This window comes from Bacillus sp. WC2507 (assembly GCF_052656125.1).
This window is the reverse complement of the sequence record NZ_JBQXPN010000002.1, coordinates 1-2,368: the sequence shown is the minus strand read 5'-3', so window position 1 is coordinate 2,368 and position 2,368 is coordinate 1. Positions and strand designations below refer to the sequence as shown.

The 2,368-nt window shown below is 33.4% G+C and carries 2 protein-coding genes; both read left to right on the top strand.

The annotated features are described in order from the left end of the window. Positions 1-261 precede the first annotated feature (261 nt). A complete protein-coding gene (locus ACUN28_RS27935) occupies positions 262-1,221 on the top strand; it encodes an alpha/beta hydrolase (RefSeq protein WP_016089569.1) in 960 nt (319 codons plus the stop codon). Between the two features lie 165 nt (positions 1,222-1,386). Next, complete coding sequence (locus tag ACUN28_RS27930) at positions 1,387-2,118, top strand: DsbA family oxidoreductase (protein ID WP_016089568.1); 732 nt, start codon at positions 1,387-1,389, stop codon at positions 2,116-2,118. The last annotated feature ends 250 nt before the right edge of the window (positions 2,119-2,368 follow it).

Here is a 2,368-nt window from a genome sequence, read left to right as displayed (position 1 = left end):
CAAGCAAGCTTAAGACGAGTCAGAATGACTCGTCTTTTTTGTGTTTCTAACTACTTATCAGCCTCAAGTACCATTATAATTTGTAAGTAATCCTTATTCTTCTAATCCTCTCATATTCAATTTCTTTCATCATTTTCGATGTGTAGTTTAAGATTTTCTATTTCATTTTTTGTAGAAGTGATCTGCCAGTGTGTTAAAATAGTGCAGTTGTTTTTTTGAGTACTTGAATATAAGAAGATTTAACTTTGAAAAGGAGATAATATGAAAAAGATAGGTGTAATTACTATAGTAGTTTTAGTCCTTCTAGCAATTACTTATATGTTAGTCGGGAATTATTTTTATAATTATGCATTGAATGCAAAACAAGAGAAAGAATTTTTAGAGGATAATCCTCACTTAGTGGAAACAGTGAACGCATCGGGAGGTGTGTTGGCTACAAATGAAGAAAAGGATGCGAACTTTATAGCAAATCATAAACCTAATACATTGAACATAAATTCTATCGATAAGTTGAAATTAATAGGTTATGAATATATGAATGAACAATCTAGCCATAAATGGGCAATTGTAGTTCATGGATATGATAGCAGGGCATCGAAAATGACGAAATATATCCGAAATTTTTATGAACAAGGTTATAACGTCATAGCGCCAGATCTTCGTGGGCATGGAAATAGTGAAGGCGATTATATCGGCATGGGCTGGCATGATCGTAAAGATATTTTGATTTGGATTCAACAAATCGTAAAGAAAGACCCTAATGCTGAAATAGCACTATTTGGTGTTTCGATGGGCGGAGCAACTGTAATGATGACTTCAGGTGAAGATTTACCTTCTAACGTTAAAGTTATTATTGAAGATTGTGGTTACTCAACTGTTATTGATGAATTTACTTATCAACTAAAAGATCTATTCCACTTGCCGAAGTTTCCTGTTATGAATGCGGCGAATACAGTTACAAAATTAAGAGCTGGATATGATTTAGAAGAAGCTTCAGCTATTAAACAAGTTGCGAAAAGTAAAACACCGATGCTATTCATTCACGGGGATGCGGATACATTCGTTCCTTTTGAAATGTTAGATGAAGTGTATAATGCTGCAAAAGTAGAAAAAGAGAAATTAATTGTTCCAGGTGCTGGACATGGAGAAGCTGAGAAGATAGATTCGAATACATATTGGAATACCGTATGGAAGTTCGTAGGGAGATATATTCCAGCATAATTAGATTTATATATGCGATAATCAGAAAGCAATACTTTTGATTATCGTTTTTCTATTTGTAAATTCATTTTAGGTTTCAGTATATAGGGCTTGAAGCATAAATTTTTGAATTTCTTAGTGCCAGTGCTACAATGGTTGGAAACTACATGTTAATGAGGTGTTTCTATGAAAATTGAAGTATGGTCAGATTTTGTATGTCCATTTTGCTATATTGGGAAACGTAGATTAGAAATGGCTTTAGAGCAATTTCCGCATAAGAAGGATGTTGAAGTTGAGTTTAAAAGTTTTGAATTAGACCAAAATGCTCCAATCTATTCTGGAACAAGTATTAATGAAGTACTTGCATCAAAGTATGGGATTAGTATTGAAGAAGCTAAACGTAATAACGTGCAACTAGGCAATCATGCAGCTAGTATGGGTTTAAGTTTTAATTTTGATGAGATGAAGCCAACGAACACTTTTGATGCGCATCGTCTTGCGAAATTTGCAAAGGATCAAGGGAAAGAAAAAGAGATTACGGAAAATCTACTTTTTGCATATTTCACTGAATCGAAAAATTTAAGTGATGTGGATACGCTTGTTACTATCGCTGAAGCTTCAGGCTTAAAGAAACAGGAAGCTTTACATGTTATTAATGATAAAAGCGCATATGCAAATGATGTTAGAATTGATGAAGCGATTGCTCAGCAATATCAAATTTCAGGAGTACCTTATTTTATTATTAATCAAAAGTATGCTATTTCAGGTGCGCAACCACTTGAAACTTTTGTTGGTGCACTTCAGCAAGTATGGGAAGAGGAGAATCCTGCACCGAAGTTACAGGAACTTTCAGCAGATGGTGGAAGTGATCTTTCTTGTACTGATGGAAGTTGTTCGGCGCCATCAAAAGAACAATAGTTACTATGATGAAATAGCGACAGGTAGATAGTTTTACATATTGCTTCTATATTTATATAGAAGCAATATGTAAATAAAAAATTTGATTACCTAAATGAAATTTATAAAATATAAAGTTTTTTAAAAAACATGTTGACGATTATACAAATGAAGTGTAATATAGAACAAGTCGCCGATGCAATAACGCAGAACGCGGCAAACGAAATAAAAAACTTAGTTGACATTAACTAACGAAGATGTTAAGATAAGG